Source organism: Herbiconiux moechotypicola, assembly GCF_024979255.1.
GTDB lineage: Bacteria > Actinomycetota > Actinomycetes > Actinomycetales > Microbacteriaceae > Herbiconiux > Herbiconiux moechotypicola.
Genome location: NZ_JANLCN010000004.1, coordinates 177,079 through 193,742, shown reverse-complemented (window position 1 = coordinate 193,742; position 16,664 = coordinate 177,079). Strand labels below are relative to the sequence as shown.

15 protein-coding genes are annotated in these 16,664 nt (G+C 69.9%); 7 read left to right on the top strand and 8 right to left on the bottom strand.

The window, feature by feature from the left end:
* Positions 1–50: 50 nt before the first annotated feature.
* The 3 genes from N1031_RS08095 to N1031_RS08085 form a co-directional block, all read right to left on the bottom strand.
* A complete protein-coding gene (locus N1031_RS08095) occupies positions 51–1,133 on the bottom strand; it encodes a BMP family lipoprotein (RefSeq protein ID WP_259479115.1) in 1,083 nt (360 codons plus the stop codon).
* Between the two features lie 155 nt (positions 1,134–1,288).
* Positions 1,289–2,356, bottom strand: coding sequence for a BMP family lipoprotein (locus N1031_RS08090; RefSeq protein ID WP_259479114.1), 1,068 nt, complete (start codon positions 2,354–2,356; stop codon positions 1,289–1,291).
* 32 nt (positions 2,357–2,388) lie between these two features.
* Positions 2,389–3,510: a mannose-1-phosphate guanylyltransferase gene (locus N1031_RS08085; protein ID WP_259479113.1), complete on the bottom strand. Its 1,122-nt coding sequence runs from the start codon at positions 3,508–3,510 to the stop codon at positions 2,389–2,391.
* 132 nt (positions 3,511–3,642) lie between these two features.
* On the opposite strand from N1031_RS08085, the gene N1031_RS08080 reads away from it, so the two are divergent.
* The 5 genes from N1031_RS08080 (at position 3,643) to N1031_RS08060 (ending at position 8,413) form a co-directional block, all read left to right on the top strand.
* A complete protein-coding gene (locus N1031_RS08080; RefSeq protein ID WP_259479112.1) occupies positions 3,643–4,794 on the top strand; it encodes a glycosyltransferase family 4 protein in 1,152 nt (383 codons plus the stop codon).
* A 153-nt stretch (positions 4,795–4,947) separates the two neighbouring features.
* Positions 4,948–5,370: a succinate dehydrogenase, cytochrome b556 subunit gene (sdhC, locus tag N1031_RS08075; RefSeq protein WP_259479111.1), complete on the top strand. Its 423-nt coding sequence runs from the start codon at positions 4,948–4,950 to the stop codon at positions 5,368–5,370.
* A complete protein-coding gene (locus tag N1031_RS08070) occupies positions 5,370–5,825 on the top strand; it encodes a succinate dehydrogenase hydrophobic membrane anchor subunit (RefSeq protein WP_259479110.1) in 456 nt (151 codons plus the stop codon). Before sdhC ends, N1031_RS08070 begins: the two co-directional genes overlap by 1 nt.
* A gap of 9 nt (positions 5,826–5,834) precedes the next feature.
* Positions 5,835–7,646 (top strand): succinate dehydrogenase flavoprotein subunit, encoded by a 1,812-nt coding sequence (gene sdhA, locus N1031_RS08065; RefSeq protein WP_259479109.1) that lies wholly within the window; start codon positions 5,835–5,837, stop codon positions 7,644–7,646.
* Complete coding sequence (locus N1031_RS08060) at positions 7,646–8,413, top strand: succinate dehydrogenase iron-sulfur subunit (RefSeq protein ID WP_259479108.1); 768 nt, start codon at positions 7,646–7,648, stop codon at positions 8,411–8,413. Before sdhA ends, N1031_RS08060 begins: the two co-directional genes overlap by 1 nt.
* Before the next feature lie 45 nt (positions 8,414–8,458).
* On the opposite strand, the gene N1031_RS08055 is transcribed toward N1031_RS08060, so the two are convergent.
* The 4 genes from N1031_RS08055 to N1031_RS08040 are packed head-to-tail and all read right to left on the bottom strand — an operon-like array spanning position 8,459 to position 13,178.
* On the bottom strand, positions 8,459–9,703 hold the full coding sequence (locus N1031_RS08055) for a glycoside hydrolase family 3 N-terminal domain-containing protein (protein ID WP_259479107.1): 1,245 nt from the start codon (positions 9,701–9,703) through the stop codon (positions 8,459–8,461).
* A complete protein-coding gene (locus tag N1031_RS08050) occupies positions 9,703–10,881 on the bottom strand; it encodes an acyl-CoA dehydrogenase family protein (protein ID WP_259479106.1) in 1,179 nt (392 codons plus the stop codon). The genes N1031_RS08055 and N1031_RS08050 overlap by 1 nt, the downstream gene beginning before the upstream one ends.
* A gap of 53 nt (positions 10,882–10,934) precedes the next feature.
* Positions 10,935–11,462 (bottom strand): gamma carbonic anhydrase family protein, encoded by a 528-nt coding sequence (locus N1031_RS08045; RefSeq protein ID WP_259479105.1) that lies wholly within the window; start codon positions 11,460–11,462, stop codon positions 10,935–10,937.
* 27 nt (positions 11,463–11,489) lie between these two features.
* Entirely contained in the window at positions 11,490–13,178 is a 1,689-nt protein-coding gene (locus tag N1031_RS08040) for a cation:proton antiporter (RefSeq protein WP_259479104.1), read from the bottom strand.
* 72 nt (positions 13,179–13,250) lie between these two features.
* Here N1031_RS08040 and N1031_RS08035 point away from each other — a divergent pair, with 72 nt between their 5' ends.
* Both N1031_RS08035 and N1031_RS08030 read left to right on the top strand, forming a co-directional pair.
* The gene (locus tag N1031_RS08035; protein WP_259479103.1) at positions 13,251–13,652 is read left to right on the top strand and encodes a DUF3592 domain-containing protein; all 402 of its coding nucleotides are present in this window, start codon (positions 13,251–13,253) and stop codon (positions 13,650–13,652) included.
* Between the two features lie 61 nt (positions 13,653–13,713).
* Positions 13,714–14,967, top strand: coding sequence for a low temperature requirement protein A (locus N1031_RS08030; protein ID WP_259479102.1), 1,254 nt, complete (start codon positions 13,714–13,716; stop codon positions 14,965–14,967).
* Here N1031_RS08030 and N1031_RS08025 read toward each other — a convergent pair.
* Positions 14,921–16,648 carry an AMP-binding protein gene (locus N1031_RS08025; RefSeq protein WP_259479101.1) on the bottom strand — a complete coding sequence of 576 codons (1,728 nt, stop codon included), beginning with the start codon at positions 16,646–16,648 and terminating at the stop codon, positions 14,921–14,923. The genes N1031_RS08030 and N1031_RS08025 overlap by 47 nt on opposite strands.
* Positions 16,649–16,664: the final 16 nt, after the last annotated feature.

The following is a 16,664-nucleotide window of genomic DNA, read 5'->3' as shown; positions in this document are numbered from 1 at the left end:
CCAGCAGCGCTGGCCTCCCCGACCGGTCGCGTTCGGAGAACGCGGGGGTGTTACGGGGTGCTGGGCGACTCGACCTCGATCGAGCCGTCGATGATGCCCGCCGTGATGGTGTCGAGCTCGGCCTGCAGGTCGGGCGACACCTTGCTCTCGAAGTCGTGGAACGGCGCGATGCCGACACCGTCGTTCTCGAGGGTGCCCACGAACGGGGTGGCGTCGAACTCACCGGCGGCGGCGGTGTCGACGACGTCGACCACACCGGCCTTCACGCCCTTCATCACCGAGGTGAGGAAGAGGTCGGCCAGGTCGGGAGCGGTCTCGTAGTTGTCGGAGTCGACACCGATGAGCGCGATCTCCTTGCCGGAGTCGCGGATGGCCTCACCGGCCGAGAGGAAGATCGGGCCACCGACGGGGAGGATGACGTCGGCGTTCTGGTCGATCAGGCCCTGGGCCGCGGTCTTGGCCTCGACACCGGCGGCGAAGCCACCGGTGAACACGCCGGTCTGACCCGCGACGTCCCAGCCGATCGCCTTGACGTCGGTGCCCTTCTGCTCGTTGTAGTAGTTCACGCCGTCGACGAAGCCGTCCATGAAGATGGTGACCGACGGGATCTGCATGCCACCGAAGGTGCCGACGGTGCCGGTCTTCGAGTAGCTGGCGGCGGAGTAGCCGGCGAGGAACGCGGCCTGCGCGGTGTCGAACACGATGGGCTTGACGTTGTCGGCCTCGATCGACGAGTCGTCGATGATGGAGAACTCCACGTCGGGGTTGGCCTCGGCGGCCGCCTTCGTGGCGTCGGCCAGGAGGAAGCCGACGGAGATGATGAGGTTGCAGTTCTGCGAGATGAGCTGGTCGATGTTCGGGCCGAAGTCGGTGTCGGCCGAGGACTCGACGGTGATGGGCTCGACGCTCAGCGCCTCGGAGGCCTCCACGATGCCCTCGTAGCCGGCCTGGTTGAACGACTTGTCGTCGAACCCGCCCGAGTCGGAGACCATGCAGGGGATGAAGTCGCTCGCGGCCTCTCCGCCGCTGGTCGACGCGGTGTCGGACGGTGCGGATGCGCAGCCGGCCAGGAGAGCCGCCACCCCGAGGGTGGAGAAGCCGGCGATGCTCGCACGGCGCAGTGTGATGCTCAAAGTGTCCTCCAAGATGCTGCCCTGTGATCGCACAGGGGCTGTGTTGGAGCAACGTTACCCAATGTGACGCCCCAGGACAGGGGGTACCGCATCATCGCCGCGCAAGCGTTACAAAGCCGCGACCACCACGTAATCTGCAGGAAATGTCCACGCCATCAGGGCGTCGACGGCGACTCCACGGTGATCGACCCCGCCGCGATCTGGGCCTGCAGCTCGGTGATCTCGGCCGCGAGCTCGGGGGTCACCGAGGCCTCCAGGTCATGGAAGGGCGCGAGCGCCACTCCGCCGTTCTCGAGCGTACCTACGAAGGGCTCGGGGCTGAACGACCCGTCGAGGTCGTCACCGACGATCTCGACCACCGCGTCGCCGGTGTTCTTCATCACGCTGGTGAGCACGATCGGCCGGTACTCGGCGGGCAGCGTGTCGTATCCGTCGTTGTCGACCCAGATGAGCGACACGCCCCCGGCCTCGAGCGCCGCGGCGGCCGCCCCCTCGCCGACCTGCCCCGCGACGGGCAGGATGACGTCGGCACCCTGGTCGATGAAGCCCTGGGTGACGGTCTTGCCCTTGTTGATGTCTTCGAAGTCGCCCGTGAACACGCCGTCCTGCGCCGCCTTGTCCCACCCGAGCGCCTGCACCTGGGTGCCGTGCACCTCGTTGTACTTCGCGACGCCGTCGACGAAGCCGTCCATGAACAGGGTGACCGGCGGCTGGTTGCCGCCGCCGAAGGTGGCGACCTTGCCCGTGGTAGAGACCCCGGCGGCCAGGTAGCCGGCGAGGTAGGAGGCCTGCGCCGTGTCGAACAGGATCGGCTTGACGTTGGGCGCCTCGACCGACTCGTCCACGATCGCGAAGTGCGTGCCGGGGTTCGCCTCGGCCTCGGCGGCCGTGGCGTCGGCCAGCTCGTAGCCCACGGTGAGCACGAACGCGCATCCGCTCTGCACTGCCTGGGTGACGTTGGGCGCCAGGTCGGTCTCGCCCGTCGACACGAGCACCTGGGCGTCGATGCCGAACTCCTCCTGGGCCCGCTCCAGGCCCTCCCAGCTCGACTGGTTGAAGGAGCGGTCGTCGAGACCGCCGGAGTTCGTGACCATGCGGGCGCAGTAGTCCGAGGCCGTGGCCGTCGAGGTGGTGTCGGATGCGGTCGGCGGCGCCGCGCATCCGGCCAGTGCCAGCGCCAGGGCGGCGGCCGCCGCTCCCGCCAGTGCGAACCTCCTGGTCATGATGACCCCTTCCCTCGTTACAGCGCGTCTCGTTACAGCACGTCTCCCGAACCGCCGGCGCGCAGCGCGTCGACGACCGACTTCACCCGCTGGGCGTGCTCGCTGGTGGTGACCAGCAGCGCGTCTGGCGTGTCGACCACGACGATGTCGCTCACCCCGATGAGGCTGATGACCCGCTTCGACTGCGACACGACGATGCCCGAGGAGCTGTCGGCGAGCACGCGGGCGTTCTTGCCCAGGATGGCGAGGTCGGTTCCACGGCCCGAGCTGTGCAGCTTGGCGATCGAGGCGAAGTCGCCCACGTCGTCCCAGTCGAAGTCGCCCGGGATGACGGCGAGCACCCCGGCCGCGGCGGCGGGCTCTGCCACCGAGTAGTCGATGGCGATCTTCTTGAGCGTGGGCCAGACACGGTCGACGACCTCGCCCCGGCGCGGGGTGTCCCACGCCTCGGCGAGCTCGAGCACCCCGGCCAGGAGTGCGGGCTCCGCGGCACCGAGCTGCTCGAGCAGACGGTCGGCGCGGGTGATGAACATACCGGCGTTCCAGAGGTAGTTGCCGGCCTTCACGTAGCGCTTCGCGGTGGGCAGGTCGGGCTTCTCGACGAAGTTGGTCACCCGCAGTGCACCGGGCGCGCCTTCGATCTCGAGCGGCTGGTCGCAGCGGATGTAGCCGAATCCCACCGCCGCATCCGTCGGGGTGATGCCGATGGTCGCGATGTAGCCGGCGTCGGCCACCTCGACCGCCTGGGCCACAGCCTCACGGAAGCGGTCGGGGTTGGCGATGACGTGGTCGGCCGCGAACGAGCCGATGATGACGCCGGGCTCCCGGCGCTCGAGGATGGCGGCGGCCAGGGCGATGGCCGCCGTGGAGTCGCGCGGCTCGCTCTCGAGCACCACGTTCGCGTCGGCGAGCGAGGGCAACTGCTCCTCGACGGCGGCGCGGTGGGCCCTGCCGGTGACGACCATGATGCGCTGCTCGCCCGACAGGGGCGCCAGGCGTTCCCAGGTGTCGCGCAGCAGGCTGCGGCCCGACCCGCTCAGGTCGTGCAGGAACTTGGGCGCGTCGGCCCGGGAGAGCGGCCAGAGCCGTGAACCGATGCCGCCGGCGGGGATGACGCTGTAGAACCGCTCGAGAGCCGAAGAGGTGGAGGTCATGCGCACAGCCTATTAGCGCCATCCGACGCTCATCGACACTCCACCTGCCCGTCACCGACCCGTCACCTCGCCTTCGTACCGTCGGAGACGTGGCCGGATGCGGCCACCCTGCGAGTGCGGAGAGACCACGTCATGCGCGTTGCGATCATCAGCGAGAGCTTCCTTCCCACCGTCAACGGAGTCACCAACAGCGTCTGCAAGGTGCTCGACCACCTCGCCGACCGCGGTCACGACGCGATCGTGATCGCCCCGGCGGCGGGGTCGCCGTCGCACTACCGCGGCTTCCCCGTGCACCAGGTGCCCGCGGTGGCCTACCGGCAGTTCCCCGTGGGCATCCCGAACGCCCAGGTCGCCCGCATCATCGCGCGGTTCGAGCCCGACGTGCTGCACGCGGCCTCCCCGTTCCTCCTCGGCGCCCAGGGCATCGCCGCCGCGAAACGGCTCGGCATCCCCTCGGTGGCGATCTTCCAGACCGACGTCGCCGGTTACGCCCGGCGCAACCGCCTCGGCTCCACGGCCAAGCTGGCCTGGCGCCTGGTGAAGTGGGTGCACGACGGGGCCGACCTCACGCTGGCGCCCTCGCGCGCCTCGCTCGCCGACCTCGAGCGCGCCGGGGTGGAGCGCCTCGCGCTGTGGGGTCGCGGCGTCGACCTGCAGCGCTACCACCCGAACAACCGGATGCGCCCTGGCGCGTCGGCCCTGCACCACCTGCTCTCCTCGGGTGGGCGGGATGCGGTGGTGGGGTACGTGGGCCGCGTCGCCCCCGAGAAGGGCCTCGAACGCCTCGCGGCGCTCCGCGGCATCGACGGCATGCACCTGGTGGTGGTCGGCGACGGCCCCTCCGACGAGTCCGTGCGGCGGCTCACCCACGGCATGCCCGTCACCTTCCTCGGCAGACTCTCCGGAGCGCAGCTGGCCGAGGCCTACGCGAGCCTCGACGTGTTCGTGCACACCGGCACCGAGGAGACCTTCGGTCAGACGCTGCAGGAGGCCCACGCCTCCGGCCTGCCCGTGGTCGCCCCGCGCGCCGGCGGCCCGATCGACCTCGTCGACCACGGCGGCAACGGGTTCCTCTTCGACCCCGCCGACGACGGCGACTTGCGCGCGAAGGTCGAGACGCTCGTCACCGATGAGGGGATGCGGCTTCGAATGGGCGAGGCCGGCCGGCGTGCCGTGCTCGGCCGGTCGTGGGACACGATCTGCGACGAGTTGCTCGGCGTCTACCGCCTCGTGGGTGCGCGACGCGCGGCACAGCGCCGCACTCCGGTCGGCTCACACGCCTGAATACATCAGGGTATTCGGGAGCCGTCTCGCCCTCTCATTTGGCGGGACCGCGCCCGCACGCGCTCTGTATACAAGTAAGGCCAGCCTAAGAACCGGAACGGGCATTCTCGGCGTAGACTCAGGCTGCAGACTCGAAAGCCAAGGAGGGTTGTCATGCCTGAGAACTCAGCGGGGACCATGACGCCGAGGCGGCCTGCTGGCACTCTCTACCGCGGCCGTGAGGGCATGTGGTCGTGGGTGCTGCACCGCATCACCGGTGTCGCGATCTTCTTCTTCCTGCTCGTGCACGTGCTCGACACCGCCATGGTGCGGGTCGCGCCCGAGGCCTACAACGCGGTCATCTCGACCTACCAGAACCCGCTGATGGGCCTCGGCGAGACGGCGCTCGTGGCCGCCATAGTGTTCCACGCCTTCAACGGCATCCGCATCATCCTCATCGACCTGTGGTCGAAGGGCACGAAGTACCAGCGCATCATGTTCTGGGTGGTCATCGGCCTCTGGGTGGTCACCATGATCGGTTTCGCCCCGCGGCACCTCATCAACGTGTTCAGCCACATCCCGGGAGCAGGCCACTGATGGCGACGACGATCGACTCCCCCCGCGCCCCGCACTCCGTGCGCCGCAGCCGCGGCGTGAACTGGGAGAAGTGGGGCTGGATTTACATGCGCGCCTCGGGCGTGGTGCTGATCATCCTCATCTTCGGCCACCTCTTCGTGAACCTGCTCGTGGGCGACGGCATCAAGGCCATCGACTTCGCCTTCGTCGGCGGCAAGTGGAGCGACCCGTTCTGGCAGGTGTGGGACCTCCTGATGCTGTGGCTGGCCTTCATCCACGGCGGCAACGGCATGCGCACCATCGTGAACGACTACGCCACGAAGCCGCTCACCCGCAAGATCCTGCTCGGCGCCATCCTCGTGTCGGTCGTGGCCGAGATCATCCTCGGCACCCTGGTGATCTTCACCTTCGACCCCTGCCCCGCAGGATCGCCGGCCGACCTGCTGCCCTCGTTCTGCAGCACCATCAACCAGTAGTCCCGAAGCGTGAGTGATTCCGTGACCCAGTTCGAAGACGGCGCCGTGATCGACGGCGTGCACTACCACCAGTTCGACATCGTCATCGTCGGCGCCGGCGGCGCCGGCATGCGCGCGGCGATCGAGGCGGGGCCGAAGGCGAAGACCGCCGTCATCTCCAAGCTCTACCCCACCCGCTCCCACACCGGTGCGGCGCAGGGCGGCATGGCCGCCGCGCTTGCCAACGTGGAGGAGGACAACTGGGAGTGGCACACCTTCGACACGGTCAAGGGCGGCGACTACCTGGTCGACCAGGATGCCGCCGAGATCCTGGCGAAGGAGGCCATCGACGCGGTCATCGACCTCGAGAACATGGGCCTGCCGTTCAACCGCACGCCCGAGGGCAAGATCGACCAGCGCCGCTTCGGCGGGCACACCCGCGACCACGGCAAGGCGCCCGTGCGCCGGGCCTGCTACGCGGCCGACCGCACCGGCCACATGATCCTGCAGACGCTCTTCCAGAACTGCGTCAAGCTCGGCATCAACTTCTTCAACGAGTACTACGCGCTCGACCTCGTCATGACCGAGGTCGACGGAGTGCAGAAGCCCTCCGGCGTGGTGGCCTACGAGCTCGCCACCGGTGAGATCCACGTCTTCCAGGCCAAGGCGGTCATCTTCGCCACCGGCGGTTTCGGCAAGATCTACAAGACCACCTCGAACGCGCACACCCTCACCGGCGACGGCGTGGGCATCATCTGGCGCAAGGGACTGCCGCTGGAGGACATGGAGTTCTTCCAGTTCCACCCCACCGGTCTCGCCGGCCTCGGCATCCTGCTCACCGAAGGTGCCCGCGGTGAGGGCGCGATCCTCCGCAACGCCTCGGGCGAGCGGTTCATGGAGCGCTACGCCCCCACCATCAAAGACCTCGCCCCGCGCGACATCGTGGCCCGCTGCATGGTGCAGGAGGTGGCGGAGGGCCGCGGTGCCGGCCCGCACAAGGACTACGTACTGCTCGACTGCACGCACCTCGGCGCCGAGGTGCTCGAGACCAAGCTCCCCGACATCACCGAGTTCGCGCGCACCTACCTGGGCGTCGACCCGGTCGTGGAGCCGGTGCCCGTCATGCCCACCGCGCACTACGCGATGGGCGGCATCCCCACCAACATCAAGGCCGAGGTGCTGAGCGACAACGACACCGTCGTTCCGGGCCTCTACGCCGCCGGCGAGTGCGCCTGCGTGTCGGTGCACGGCTCCAACCGTCTCGGCACCAACTCGCTGCTCGACATCAACGTGTTCGGCAAGCGCTCGGGCAACAATGCCGCGGAGTACGTGCAGACGGTCGACTTCACGCCGCTGCCCGAGAACCCGGCCGGCTTCGTGAGCGACCTCGTCGCCTCGCTCCGCGCCGGCACGGGCACCGAGCGCATCGCGGCCATCCGCAAAGAACTGCAAGACGAGATGGACAAGAACGCCCAGGTGTTCCGCACCGACGAGTCGCTCGCCGACGTCACGCAGACCATCCACGGCCTGCGTCAGCGCTACAAGAACATCCAGGTGCAAGACAAGGGCAAGCGGTTCAACACCGACCTGCTCGAGGCGATCGAGCTGGGCTTCCTGCTCGACCTGGCCGAGGTCGTCGTGTTCTCGGCCCGCAACCGGCAGGAGTCGCGCGGCGGTCACATGCGCGACGACTTCCCCAAGCGCGACGACGAGAAGTTCATGAAGCACACCATGGCGTACCTGTCGGGAGATCCGCACTCCGCCGACGCCGCCGACCACATCCGGCTCGACTGGAAGCCCGTCGTCGTGACCCGCTACCAGCCGATGGAGAGGAAGTACTGATGACCCTGGTTGCCGACTCCCCCGCGGGCGCCCCGGTTCCCGAGGCGCCGATCGAGGCGTTCACCGTCACGCTCATCATCCGCCGCTTCGACCCCGACGTCGACGACGAGCCGCGCTGGCAAGACTTCGACGTGCAGCTCTACGCGACCGACCGCATCCTCGACGCCCTGCACAAGATCAAGTGGGAGCAGGACGGCTCGCTCACCTTCCGCCGCTCGTGCGCGCACGGCATCTGCGGCTCCGACGCCATGCGCATCAACGGGCGCAACCGTCTGGCCTGCAAGACGCTCATCAAAGACCTCGACATCACGAAGCCCATCTACGTGGAGGCCATCAAGGGCCTGCCGCTGGAGAAGGACCTCGTCGTCGACATGGAGCCCTTCTTCGAGTCGTACCGCGAGGTGCAGCCGTTCCTGCAGTCGGCCACCCAGCCGCCGAAAGACAAAGAGCGCATCCAGTCGGTCGCCGACCGCGCCCGGTTCGACGACACCACCAAGTGCATCCTCTGCGCCGCGTGCACCTCGTCGTGCCCCGTGTTCTGGACCGACGGGCAGTACTTCGGCCCCGCCGCCATCGTCAACGCGCACCGTTTCATCTTCGACTCGCGCGACGAGGCCGCCTCCACCCGCCTCGACATCCTCAACGACAAAGAAGGCGTGTGGCGCTGCCGCACCACCTTCAACTGCACGGATGCGTGCCCCCGAGGCATTCAGGTGACGCAGGCGATCGCCGAGGTCAAGCAGGCCATCATGCGCGGCCGTCCGTAGCGAGCATTCAGGTGACGCAGGCGATCGCCGAGGTCAAGCAGGCGATCATGCGCGGCCGCCCGTAGCGAGCCACAGCTCCCGGCGCAGTTCGAGCACGCGCAACGCCGCGTCGTCGATGAGCGCCGGGTCGAGCGCGCCCGTGCGGGCCGCCCAGGCGATCGAGGCCACGAGGCCCGGCAGGTCGACCGTGGTGTTGTAGAGCAAGAGGTCGTTGCCCGCACCCACGGCGGCGATCGCGTTCGCGGTGCGGTCGGCGTAGGCGGGCACCCCCGAGTGCTCGAGCATGAGCAGGTCGTCGGTGACGGCTACGCCCTCGAAGCCGAGTTCGTCGCGCAGGATGCGGTGCCACTCCGGCGACAGCGAGGCCGGTGCGGGGTCGACGGCCGAGTAGACCAGATGACCGAACATCACGAGCTCGGCACCGGCGTCGATGCCCGCCTGGAACGGCGGAGCGTCGTCGGTGCGCCACTGCTCGAGCGGAAGGGCCGTGGTGGGGATGGAGGTGTGCGAGTCGCCGCCGGCCGCCCCGTGACCGGGGAAGTGCTTGAGCGTGCTGAACACTCGACCCTGCTCGGCGGCCACCGCGGCGGCCACCCGCTCGGACGAGCTCTGCGGCGTGGTGCCGAGGGCGCGCTCGAAGATGAACGAGGAGGGGTCGTCGGTGACATCGGCGACGATGCCGAAGTTCACGGTCATGCCGGTCTGCTCGAGCAGCGCCGCGCGCTGGTCGAAGGCCGCCGTGGTGTCCTCGACGGGGGCGTCTTTGAGGGTGTCGGCCGCCGGGTACGTGTCGGCCGAGAGTCGGGCGACGATGCCGCCCTCCTCGTCGATGGCGACGAGGGTGCCGAGACCGGTGTCGACCGGGAGGGCGCCGGTCAGTGCCGCGGCCTGACCCGAATCGCCCGGCACGTTGTCGCCGAGCAGCAGCAGTCCACCGGGCCGGTTCGCGTCGAGGTAGGCCGCCAGCGGCGCCGGGTCGGCGCCGGGCACGTGCACCATGATCATCGAGGCGATCTTCTGCTCGAGGGTCATGCTCTGCAGCCGCACCTGGGCGTAGAGGCGGATGCGCTCGGCGGGCGAGAGAGCCGGGAACGCAGCGCGCGTGCGCGCATCCGGTGCCCGCGTCTGCCCTGCCGAGCCCGGCCCTGCGGTCACGGTCGGCGCGGTGGCGGTCGCATCAGCGGCAGCCGGCCCGGCTCCGGGCTCGCCCGAGCACGCGGCGAGCGCCCCCAGCACGACCGTGATCGCCGCAGCGCCGACGAGTCTCTTCAGCCCCCTGCTGCCCCGCATCACTCCGGCACGGGCCCGAGCAGGGCGTTCGCGACGGTGGAGTGGGCCGACTCGCCGTCGGAGGGGTGGAAGATGCCCGCGACCACGTCGCGGTAGAGGCGGCCGAGCTCGCTCGACGACGCGATCGCGGAACCTCCCGACACCCGCAGTGCCTGATCGACCACCTCGCGGGCTGTCTCGGTCGCACGCACCTTCAGCCCGACGAGCTTCGGGAACCAGGCGGCACCGTGCGGCGCGAGTTCGTCGACGTCACGCGCGAGGGCGGCGATCTGCGGCGGCAGGCCGTCGTGCAGGATGCCGGCCTCGGCCACCTTCCAGCGGATGTCGGGGTCGTGCGCGTAGGGCCGGCCGCCGTACTTCAGCGAGGTGCGGCGGTGCGCGGCCTCGACCGCGAGCTCGACGGCACGCTGCGCGATGCCGGTGTAGACGGCGGCGAGGAGGATCTCGAAGCTCGCGAAGATGCCGAAGATCAGAGGATCGGCGCTCGGCCCGGCGGGAAGCCTGCGGAACACGCGGCCGGGCCTCGCTACGGCGCCGGAGAGCACGGTGGTGCGGCTCTGGCTGGCGCGCATCGCCAGCGTGTCCCAGTCGTCGAGAGTCTCGACCCCCGGGATCGCCGACTCGGGCGACTCGCGCTCGAGGAAGGCGTGCACGAGCAGCGGCGCGGCCGGGTCGCTGTCGTCGAGGCCAAAGACGCCCAGGCGGGTCCAAGCCGGGGCGAGCGAAGTGAAGATCTTGCGGCCGGTGAAGGCGTAGCCGCCGTCGGGGAGAGGCTCGGCGCGGGTGGTGGAGCCGAAGAGCACGAGGTCGTTGCCCGCCTCGCTGTTGCCGAAGGCGAAGAGCTCCCCGCGGGCGGCGTCGGCGAGCACCCACTCCAGGGAGGTGTCGCCGCGGTCGCGCAGCACCTTCGCCACGCCGGTCCACACCAGGTGCATGTTCACCGCGAGCGCCGTGGCCGGCGCCGCCGTGGCGAGCCGCGTCTGCTCGCGCGCGACCCGTTCGAGGCCGAAGCCGAGGCCGCCCAGCTCGACCGGCGCGAGCATCCCGAGATAGCCGGCCTGCCTCAGCTCGGCCAGGTCGTCGTCGAAGAAGCGGTTCTCGCGGTCGTAGACCGCTGCCCTCGACCGGATGCGCGTGAGGAGCTCGTCGTCGATGACCGAGGTGCTGTCCGAGTGCATGGCGCCCAGGCTACCCGCCGCACCTGACACCCGCGTGGACGGCGGATGTCAGGTCAGCTCCCCTGGATGCCCGCCGTCGCGACCGAGTGCGCGGCGCTCAGGGCGAGGTAGCGGGCCGCGTTCGCGCGGATGCCGTCCTGCTCCTCCACGGTGAGCTCGCGGCGCACCTTCGCCGGAACCCCGGCCACCAGCGAGCCGGGCGGCACCACCGTGCCCTCGAGCACCACGGCGCCCGCCGCGACCAGCGACCCCGCTCCGATGACCGCACCGTTCAGCACGGTGGAGCCCATGCCGATGAGGCAGTCGTCGCTCACGGTGCAACCGTGCAGCACCGCGCCGTGCCCCACGCTCACGTTCGCCCCGATGGTCACCGGCCGGCCGAGGTCGGTGTGCACCACCACGTTGTCCTGCAGGTTCGAGCCCGGCCCGAGCACGATCGGGTCGTTGTCGCCCCGCAGCACCGCGCCGTAGAACACGCTCGCGCGCTCGGCCAGCTCGACCCGCCCGATGAGCGTGGCCGTGGGGGCCACCCAGGCGTCGGCGGCCACCGAGGGGGTGATTCCGTCGAAGGTGATGATCATCTGCGCTCCTTCACGCGTGACGCCCGGTCAGAGGCGGTTTCCGAGCCGCGACACGATCGCGGCCTCCTGGTAGTCGAGCTGTTCGAGGTAGTCGCGGGCGATGTCGTCGTCGAGCGAGCCGCTGTCGCGCTCCTGCAGCACGGCGGCGCGCTGCGCCTGCAGCACACGGCGGTACAGGTCGCCGAAGGCGCTCCCCTGAGCGCTGCCCTCACGAGGATCGGGATCGCGCTCGGCGTCGGCCGACTGCTTCGACACGAGGTTCGTCACCCGCTGCACCAGCTCGGGCGAGACGCCGGGAGGCGGCGATGCGGTGAACTCGGCGAACACCCGGCCGGCCGCGGCGTGCGCCACCTCGCGGGCGTGCTGAGTCTGCGCGCGGTCGTACTCCTCCTGCGCTGGATCGCTGAGCTTCAGCCCGCGGATCAGCGCGGGCAGCGTGAGGCCCTGCACCAGCAGGGTGCCCACGGCCACGATGAACGCGATGGCCTGGATCTCGGCGCGGCCCGGGAACGGCTCGCCCGAGGCCAGCAGCACCGGCACACCGGCCGCTGCGGCCAGCGTGACCACGCCGCGCATCCCGGTCCACGACACCACGACGCTCTCGCGCCACCCGAGATAGACGGGGAAGCCGCGCGGCCGGCGCCCCCTGGCCACCCGCCGGGCGTTCTCGCGCTCGATGCGTTCGCGCACCCGGTCGTCGGCGGCCACCCGCCGGCGCATCAGCCGGTCGCCGAGGTAGTGCCGCCCGAACGACAGGAACACCCACACCGGCCGCACGAGCAGCACCACGAGTAGCACGAGCAGTCCCGCTCCGAACACGGCCCACACCGACTCCCCCGCGTCGGCCAGGTCTTGGATCACGAAACGCAGCTGCAACCCCATGTAGGCGAACACGAAGGCCTCGAGCAGCACGTCGATCGACGACCACACCTGCCGCTCCTGCAGCCTGGTCTCATAGCCCGCGCGCCCCGACGAGCTGCCCACCGCGAAGCCCGCCGCGACGACCGCGAGCACTCCCGAGGCCTCCAGCTGCTCCGCGAGCAGGTAGGCTGCGAACGGCACCACGAGCCCGAGCACCGTCTCGAGGCCCGCGTCCTTCAGCAGCCTCCGGATGCCCGTAGCGACCGCCGCGAGCACGAGCCCGACCGCCACGCCCACGAGGGCCGAGTAGCCGAACAGCAGAACCGGGCTCTCGAACAGCGTGTGCGTGCCCGCGACCGCCGCGAGGGTGATGCTGAACATCGTGAGCGCGGCGGCGTCGTTCACGAGGCTCTCGCCGGTGAGGATCGACATCACCCGTTTGGGCAGCCCGAGCTTGCGGCCGATGGCGACCGCGGTCACGGCGTCCGGCGGCGACACGATGGCGCCCAGGATGAGGGCGGTCGGCAGGGTGAGCGCGGGCACCGCCCACGAGGCGAACAGGCCCACCACGAACGCCGTGGCCACCACAAGCCCCACTCCGAGACCGATGATGGGCCGGAGGTTGCGCACGAAGGAGTAGAACGAGAAGTTGAGCGCCGCCGAGTACAGCAGCGGCGGCAGCACCACGCCGAGGATGATCTCGGAGTCGAGCTCGAGCCTCGTGAACCCCGGGATGAACGATGCCGCGAACCCCACCACGGTGATGACGAGCGCGGGCTGGAGTCCCCGGCGCTGGGCGAGACCGGTCACCGCGATCGCGCCGACGATCACGAGCAGCAGCTGCACCCCGTTCATCCGTTCCACTCTAGCCAGCGGCCCCGCGCATCCGTCGGCCACGCTCCCGGCCGGAGGCCCTAGTCTTCTACCATGGACGACCCGATCGACGCGATCTCGCTGATCGTCGAGGTGTTCAGCTGGATCGGGGTGGCGGCGGGCGCCCTGCTGGTGGTGGTCGGCTACATCCGCAAGGCGGTGTTCCACGGCTGGCGGGAGACGCTCGGGGTGGTGGTGGTCGACGGCCGGGGAGACCTCGTCTACCGGTGGCTCGGCGACGACGGGGTGCTCTACGAGGCTCCGTCGATCGACGACGAGACCCAGGTGCTCGAACCCGGCGACGACGTGACCGTCTATGTGAACCCGCGCGATCCCTCGGTCGGGCGCGTCGAGGATCCGCGCCACGAGGGCCGGGCGCTGCGCATGACCGGGTGGATCCTGCTCGGGCTCGGCGTGGGCGCCGTCGTGCTGCAGCTGGTGCTGCTGTTCGTGTGACGCGCTCGTGTCGCCCGTTCGTGCGACACGGCAGGTCACTTGGCGGCGCTACGCTCGGGCCATGAGCACCGATCGTCGCCCCCACGCCCTCTCGGGGGTCGTTCCGCTGGTCCGGATGCGCGGCCGCTCCATCGACGAGCAGGAGCGCGTCTCCACCCCGCTCGAGCTGCTCTTCGACCTCACCTTCGTGGTCGCCGTCTCCTCGATCGTGGGGCAGGTCGCGCACGCGATCGAGGGCGACCACCTGGCCGAGGCCGTGCCGAACTACCTCATGGTGTTCTTCGCCATCTGGTGGGCGTGGCTCAACTTCACCTGGTTCGCCTCGGCCTACGACACCGACGACGTGCCCTACCGGCTGCTCACCATGCTGCAGATGGGCGGGGTGCTCGTGCTGGCGGCCGGGGTGCCCGGCGCCTTCGGGGAGGGCGACTACACGCTCATCACCGTCGGGTACTTCATCATGCGCATCGCGCTCGTGGTGCAGTGGCTGCGCGCCGCCGCGCAAGACCCGTCGGGCCGGGCCACCGCGCTCCGCTACGCCCTCGGCATCACGGTGGTGCAGGCGCTCTGGATCGTGCGGCTGTTCGTGACCGCCGGGCTGCCGTTCGGCGTGCAGGTGACGGTGTTCGTGGTGCTGGCACTGCTCGAGATGGCCGTGCCGCCGTGGGCCGAGCGCACGGGCGAGACCCGCTGGCACCCGCACCACGTCGCGGAGCGCTACGCGCTCTTCGTCATCATCCTGCTCGGCGAGTCGGTGCTCGCGGTGAGCGTGGGGGTGCAGGAGGTGGTGGCGGCGGGAGCCGGGTCGGCGCCCTTCGTCGTGCTCGCCGCCTCCGGTCTCGCGCTGCTGTTCGGGCTGTGGTGGGTGTACTTCCTGCAGCCGGCCCACGAGGGGCTCGAGCGCAACCGGCGCTGGGCCTACTTCTGGGGCTACGGGCACTACCTCGTCTTCGCCGCCCTCGCGGCGGTGGGGGCCGGGCTCGAGGTGAGCGTGAAGGCGTTCGCCGAGCTCGGCCACGAGTCGCCCTCCGAGGAGGGACACACCCTGCCACTGGAGCTCGTGGCGTTCTCGATCGCGGTGCCCGTGGCGGTCTACCTCGTCATGATGTGGGTGCTCTACCGCCCCTTGCTCGGGCCCACGGTCATCCCGCCCGCGCTCTCGCTCGGCGGCGCCTCGGTCGTACTCGCCCTGCCCCTGCTCGTCGGGCCGTTGCCGCTGCCGGCGGTGCTGCTCGCCATCGCGCTCACCGTCGCTGCGGTGATCGCGGTCACGATCCTGCTGCGGCGGCCCCGTCCTGCTCCAGAAGGGCCGTGAGCTCGCGGCGCAGCACCTTGCCCACGTTGGTCTTCGGCAGCTCGTCGCGGAACTCGATGCGGTGCGGGCGCTTGTAGCCCGCCAGCTCGGTCTTGAGGTAGGCCGCGAGCTCCTCCTCGGTGAGCGAGGGGTCGGCCTTCACGACGAACAGCACGATCGACTCGCCGGAGCGCTCGTCGGGCACGCCGATGACGCCCGCATCCTTCACCTTCGGGTGCGACATCGCCGCTTCCTCCACCTCGGAGGGGTAGACGTTGAAGCCCGAGACCACCACCATGTCCTTCTTACGGTCGACGATCGTGAGGTAGCCGTCGGGCTCCATCGTGGCCACGTCGCCGGTGAGCAACCAGCCGTCCTTCAGCACGTCGGCGGTGGGGCCCGGCTGGTTCCAGTACCCCGACATCACCTGCGGGCCTCGCACGCAGAGCTCGCCGCGCTCGCCCATCGGCACGGGCTCTCCGTCGTCGTCGCGCAGCTCGACATCGGTGGAGGGCAACGGCAGCCCGATGGTGCCCACGCGCGGGGTCGTCCAGGTGGGGTTTACCGACACCACGGGCGATGCTTCGGTGAGGCCGTAGCCCTCGAGCATGTCGGCACCCACCACCTCGCGCCAGCGCTTGGCGGTGGCGCTGCGCACCGCCATGCCGCCGGCCACCGCGAGCTTCACGCGCGAGAAGTCGAGGGCGCGGAAGGCCTCGCTGTCGAGCAGCGAACCCGCCAGCGTCGACACCAGGATGAGCACGGTCGGCTTGGTGGCGCCGAGCGTCTTCACGAGGTCTTTGGTGTCGCGCGGGTTCGTGATGAGCACGTTGTGCGAGCCGTAGGCGAAGAAGGCCAGCGCATTCACCGTGAGACTGAAGATGTGGTACAGCGGCAGGGCCGCGATGATGGTCTCCTCGCCCTCGGTGAGACGCAGGCGCATCGGGGCGAGCATCTGCGCCTGGTTGGCGAGCAGGTTGTGGTGGGTGATGACGGCGGCCTTGGTGCCGCCCGTCGTGCCGCCGGTGTACTGCAGCAGCGCGGTATCGCCGGTCTCGACCACGGGGCGGGCGGCGGCGGGTGTGCCGTGCATCCGTTCGCCCTTCGCCAGGGCGTCGCGGAAGGTGGTGAGCGAGGCGGATGCGCGGGGCAGCTCGTGCGCGGGCACCATCTTGCGCACGCGCTTGACCACGAAGTTCGTGAGCACGCGCTTCACCGGCGGCAGGAGGTCGCCCACCTCGGTGAGCACCACGTGGCGGATGCCCGTGTCGGCGATGATCTTCTCGAGCTTGTCGGCGAAGTTCTCGATGACGACGATGGCGACGGCACCCGAGTCGAGGAAGACCTTCTTCATCTCGGCGGCGGTGTAGAGCGGGTTCGCGTTCACCACCACGAGGCCGGCCTTGAGGGCGCCGTAGACGGCGACGGGGTACTGCAGCAGGTTGGGCATCTGCAGCACGATGCGGTCGCCCTTCGCGAGCTTCAGCTCGCCGAGAAGGAAGGCGGCGAAGTGGTCGGAGAGCCGCCCGAGCTCGGCGTAGTCGATGACGTGACCGAGGTTGGAGTAGGCCGGCTTCGCGCTGAAGCGCAGGCAGGTGGCATCGACGAGCTCGCCGACGGAGGCGAAGTCGACCTCCTGGATCGTGGGCGCCAGCTCGGGCGGGTAGCTGGACAGCCAGGGCTTGCTCGCGTAGTCGTTCATCGCCTTCTTCGGTGTC